The organism is Kitasatospora sp. NPDC058115, from assembly GCF_042884635.1.
Classification (GTDB): Bacteria; Actinomycetota; Actinomycetes; order Streptomycetales; family Streptomycetaceae; genus Kitasatospora.
Genome location: NZ_JBHVTL010000030.1, coordinates 1 through 4,870, shown reverse-complemented (window position 1 = coordinate 4,870; position 4,870 = coordinate 1). Strand labels below are relative to the sequence as shown.

At 78.0% G+C, this 4,870-nt stretch carries 4 protein-coding genes and 1 pseudogene; 4 read left to right on the top strand and 1 reads right to left on the bottom strand.

The genetic code is table 11. The features are described from left to right. The 3 genes and pseudogenes from ACFVVL_RS28325 to ACFVVL_RS28315 form a co-directional block, all read left to right on the top strand. Positions 1-604 (top strand): annotated as a pseudogene (locus ACFVVL_RS28325) (hypothetical protein); the annotation flags it as partial. A gap of 28 nt (positions 605-632) precedes the next feature. Continuing rightward, positions 633-1,640 carry a BadF/BadG/BcrA/BcrD ATPase family protein gene (locus ACFVVL_RS28320; protein ID WP_387680129.1) on the top strand — a complete coding sequence of 336 codons (1,008 nt, stop codon included), beginning with the start codon at positions 633-635 and terminating at the stop codon, positions 1,638-1,640. Positions 1,641-2,443: 803 nt separating this feature from the next. Then, complete coding sequence (locus tag ACFVVL_RS28315; RefSeq protein WP_387680126.1) at positions 2,444-3,262, top strand: class I SAM-dependent methyltransferase; 819 nt, start codon at positions 2,444-2,446, stop codon at positions 3,260-3,262. A gap of 19 nt (positions 3,263-3,281) precedes the next feature. Here ACFVVL_RS28315 and ACFVVL_RS28310 read toward each other — a convergent pair whose 3' ends face one another. Then, the gene (locus ACFVVL_RS28310; RefSeq protein ID WP_387680123.1) at positions 3,282-4,115 is read right to left on the bottom strand and encodes an SAM-dependent methyltransferase; all 834 of its coding nucleotides are present in this window, start codon (positions 4,113-4,115) and stop codon (positions 3,282-3,284) included. A gap of 290 nt (positions 4,116-4,405) precedes the next feature. Here ACFVVL_RS28310 and ACFVVL_RS28305 point away from each other — a divergent pair, with 290 nt between their 5' ends. Then, the gene (locus ACFVVL_RS28305) at positions 4,406-4,792 is read left to right on the top strand and encodes a PRC-barrel domain-containing protein (RefSeq protein ID WP_380295258.1); all 387 of its coding nucleotides are present in this window, start codon (positions 4,406-4,408) and stop codon (positions 4,790-4,792) included. Positions 4,793-4,870: the final 78 nt, after the last annotated feature.

Below are 4,870 nucleotides of genomic sequence, written 5' to 3'. Positions count from 1 at the left end.
GCGCCGGACCGCCGGTGGCACGGCGGCCGGCAGGAGCACGCTCACCCGGCTGCCCGCCGAGCGCCACGACGTCACCGTCCTCGACGGCCACCGCGCCGCCCTGCGCGACCGGCCGCCCGGGTTCCTCGTCGAGGACCTGCCCGCCCTCCCCGCCGGCCGCCCCGTCCTGGTCGACCGCTCCGGCATCCTCCCGCGCGACCTCGCGCCGCTGCTGCGGCGCCCGGAGCAGGCCGCCTTCCGGCCGCCCACCCCGGCCTTCCGGAAGGCGGCCCGCACCGCCCGGTACGCCGACCCCGTCCGGGCTGGGGCGTGTCGGGTGCATCGGCCCCGGTCCGCGACGCCAGGGCACGCACGCCCCCGGCCGGCGGCCGGGGGAGCCGTGGCCTCGGCCGACCCGCTCCACAGGACACGCCCTCGGGCCACCGGGGGCGAGGAGGACCCGCGGACCGCCCCGGCCGAGCGCCTCGTCCGCGACGACCTCCGGGACGACGAGGTCCGCCGTCAGGCCGGGCCCCACGCCGCCGCCCTCACCGTGGACGGCACGACACCCGCCGCCGGCCTGGCGGAACCGCTCGCCACGCGGTTCGCCCTGCCCCGGCGGTAGCCGGCCCGACACACCCCGGAGGGACGACGTGGAACGGACGGTGGAGGAGCGCTGGATCGCCGGGGTCGACGTCGGCGGCTCCGGGATCCGGCTCGCCCTGGCGCCCGCCCGGTGGCCGGACGGAACCGCCCCGGCCCGGACGGCCGAACTGGCCGTGCCCGCGCGGGTGTCGGCCACGGCCGGCGGACTGGACGCCGGGGCGCTGCTCGACCGTCTGCTCCCCGCCCTCCAGGGCCTCGCCGCCGGGCTGCCGGACGGCGCTCGGATCGGGGCCGTCGCCGTCGGCGCCACCGGGGCGGCCCTGCTCGGCCGGGACCTCGCCGCCCGGCTGCCCGGCCCGCTGGCCCGGGCCACCGGGGCCCGGCACCTGGTGCTCGCCGGGGACGCGATCACCGCCCATGTCGGTGCGCTGGGCACCGGCGCCGGGGTGACCGTGGCCGGCGGCACGGGCCTGGTCGCGATCGGCCACCGCCCCGGCACCGGCTGGCGGCGTGCCGACGGCTGGGGGCACCTGCTCGGCGACTGCGGCAGCGGCGGCTGGCTCGGCCGGGCCGGGCTGGAGGCGGCCCTGCGGGCGTACGACGGCCGCCCCGGCGGCTCGCCCCTGCTGCTGGCCGCCGCCGAACGCCGCTACGGCCCGGTGACCGGCCTCCCGGCGGCCCTCCAGCCGCACCCCGACCGGGCCGCCCGGCTGGCGGCCTTCTCCCCGGACGTCGCCGAGGCGGCCGAGCGGGGCTGCCCGGCCGCCGCCGACCTGCTCCGCCGCGCGGGCGGGGAGATCGCCGCCACCGCGGCGGCCGCCGCCCGCGCGGCCGCCCTCCCCGCCCCCGACCTCGCCCTGACCGGCGGCCTGTTCCGCCTCGCCCCGCTGCGCCGCGCCACCCTCGCCGCCCTGGCCACCGCCCTCCCCGCCGCCCGCCTCCGCACCCCCGACGGCCCGCCGCTCCTCGGCGCCCTCCGCCTCGCCGCCACCGCCCCCGACCTGCCCTGGCCCCTCGACCCGCCCCTCCTCACCCTGCTCACCACCCGTCCCTGAGGCCCGTCGCCGAACCCCCGGCGACCGGCAGGCGCCCCACGGCAGGGGCCTGCGGAAGCCACCCGGCCCACCCCTCCGGGCGGACGACGGGGGCCCGACGACGGGGTTCGACGACGGGGTTCGACGACGCGCCCTCGCGGCGTGCCCGGAGCCCGGCGCGCGCGGACGGCCGGACCGCCTCCTGCTCGCTCGGCGACCGGATCGGCTCACCGGTCACCACCTGCCGCTCGGACATCCACCCCCGCAGCCCCGGGCCGGTCGCCCAGGTCGCCTCCGGCTCATCGCGCCCGAACCGGAGGCCGGCCACCTCCTGGTGGGCCGCGGGGAACGCCGCCGACTCCTCCGCCGACGGGGCCACCTGGGCGGCGGCGATCCCGACCGCGTCGGCGGAACTGGTTCCGTGCCGGTCGCCGTGGCCGACCACTGCCGGAGCCCGCCGACCGGCGATCCGCTCACGGGCGCCCGGACCGGCCCGGTCGAGCCGGTCCGGACCCGCGGCCGAGTGGAAGGGCCGCTCGACGTCCCCGGCGGTCGCCCGTCCCCCGGGGCCCGTGTGGTCCCATCGGTTCCACGACGGCTTCGGTTCGAGGTCCACCCGGCCGGACAACGGCCGGCCAACGGCCGACCAACGGCCCCGCGACGCGCACCGGCGCGTCGAGCGCCGCCACGAAGGGCCCCGACGGGGTGCCCCCGTCGGCAGTGGGCCGCACGAAGTCGTGACCGTGGACCGTGGATGCGCCACGCGCGACGGTGGGAGGGAAATCCGGTTGAGAGGGGGGCCGGGCGCGCCTAGCGTGCCGGGTATGAACACGACCCCGATGCCCGACGACTGGCTTGCGGCGAACCGTGCCAACTGGGACGGGCGGGTGCCCGTGCACGTGGCCAGTGCGTTCTACGACGTGGCGGGCTTCGTCGCGGGCGGGGAGCCGCTGCGGGACTTCGAGCTCGCCGAGGTCGGCGACGTGCAGGGCAAGTCCCTGCTGCACCTGCAGTGCCACTTCGGCCAGGACACCCTCTCGTGGGCGCGGCACGGGGCGACCGTCACCGGGCTGGACTTCTCCCGGCCCGCGGTGGAGGCCGCCACCGAGCTGGCCGGGCGGATCGGCGCGGACTCCGCCCGCTTCGTGGTCTCCGACGTGTACGACGCCGTGTCCGCGCTCGACGGGCGGCGGTTCGACGTCGTGTACACGGGGCTGGGCGCGCTGTGCTGGCTCCCGGACCTCACCCGCTGGGCGCGGACGGCGGCGGCCCTGGTCGCCCCGGGCGGCTTCCTCTACCTCGCGGAGTTCCACCCCTTCGCCGACGTCCTGGCGGAGGACGGCCGCACGGTGGAGTACGACTACTTCCACAACGAGGCGACGGTCTGGGACGAGGCCGCCACCTACACCGACGGCGAGATGGCGCCCACGGCCTCCACCGTGACCGTCGAGTGGCAGCACGGCCTCGGCGAGGTCGTGAGCGCCCTGGTGGCGGCGGGCCTGCGGATCGAGTTCCTCCACGAGCACGACTTCACCGTGTTCGCCCGCTTCCCGGTGCTGGAGCACGACCGGGTGTTCCGCTTCCCCGAGGGGCGGCCACGGGTCCCGCTGATGTACTCCCTGCGCGCGAGCAAGCCCGCCTGAGTCCGCCCGTACCCCCCGGCTACGGCTTGCGGGCCACCGCGCCGTACATGCTGACGCGCTCGGCGCCGGCCTCCGGCGCGCCGTCGGGGCGCCAGAGGGGAACGGTGACGACCCCGGGGTCGAGGACCTCAAGGCCGTCCAGGAAGGCGCCCACCTGCTCCCGGCTGCGGCCGACCAGGGGAGCGGTGGCCTTGCTGTAGACGCCCGTGACCCGGTCGCGGACCTCGGCGGGCAGGAAGTCCGCGGTGCCGTGCGACAGGATCAGGTGGCTGCCGGGGGCGAGGGCGCCCAGCAGCGTGCGCACCACCTCGTAGGGCCCCTCCTCGTCCCGCACGAAGTGCAGGACGGCGGCGAGCACGAGGGCCGTCGGGCGGTCGAGGTCGAGCAGCTTCTCGGCCTCGGCGTCGGCGAGGAGCTCGTCGGGACGGCGCAGGTCGGACTGGATGACGGTGGTGCGGCCGACGGCGGTGCCGCCCATCAGCGCCCGGGCGTGGGCGAGCACGATCGGGTCGTTGTCCACGTAGAGGACCCGGGCGCCGGGGTCGACCGCCTGGGCGATCTCATGGGTATTGCCGGCCGTGGGGATGCCGGTGCCGATGTCGAGGAACTGGTCGATGCCGAGACCGGCCACGCACCGCACCGCCCGGGTGAGGAAGCCCCGGTTGGCGCGCGCGGTGGAACGGAACTCGGGGTTGGCCGCCAGGGCCCGTTCGGCGGCCTCGCGGTCGGCCGGGAAGTTGTCCTTGCCGCCGAGGTAGTAGTCGTACATCCGGGCGGGGTGCGGGACCTCCGGGCGGAGGTCGGCGGGGACGCCCGGCTCGCCCTGCTCCCACATGCCTTCGTAGCTCACCACTGCTGCCGCGCCTCCGCCCAGCCGATCTGACGACCCGTCGGCGGACAGCGTAGGTGTTCGGGCGGCCTCCCGCGGGTGGTTGGCCGCTTCGCCCCGGGATGTGCGGATCGGGCCGCCTGCCGCCGGGGGCGGCGGGGGAGTCCGCGGATTCACCCGGACGGGCGAGACCGGCCCGGCGGGCGGTCCCCGCGCCCGCGGCGCAGGATGGGAGGGTCCGGGGCACCGCCCGGCCGTCCGGGCCGCTGCCCAACCGAGGTGCCGCCGCCGTTCGGCGGCTACGGGAGGTCGCCATGGGCGTCGCCGAGATCGTTCCGGCCGACATCAGGGAGTGGCGGGGTCAGGCCGTCGTGGACCAGAAGGGCCACAAGATCGGCAAGCTGGAGTCCGTCTACGTCGAGACCGCGAGCGACGAGCCGTACTTCGCGACCGTCACGATCGGTCCGGCCGTCTCCGTCGGGCTGAACGTCAACACCAAACTGGTCTTCGTCCCCCTCGACGGCGCGGTCCTGGGCCCGGGGTACCTCAAGGTGGCGTTCCCGAGGGCGCTGGTCAAGTCGGCGCCGTCGATCGGCGTGGACGACGTGCTGCCCGCCGAGGCCGAGCCGGAGGTGTTCGCGCACTACGGCCTGGAGTACACCACCGGCACGGGCGGCGAGCGGCGCCTCGCCCGCCGCTGACCACCGCACCCGCCCGCGCCGCCCGCCCGCGCCACGCGCCGCCCGCGCCACGCACCCGCCCGCGCCGCCCGCCCGCGC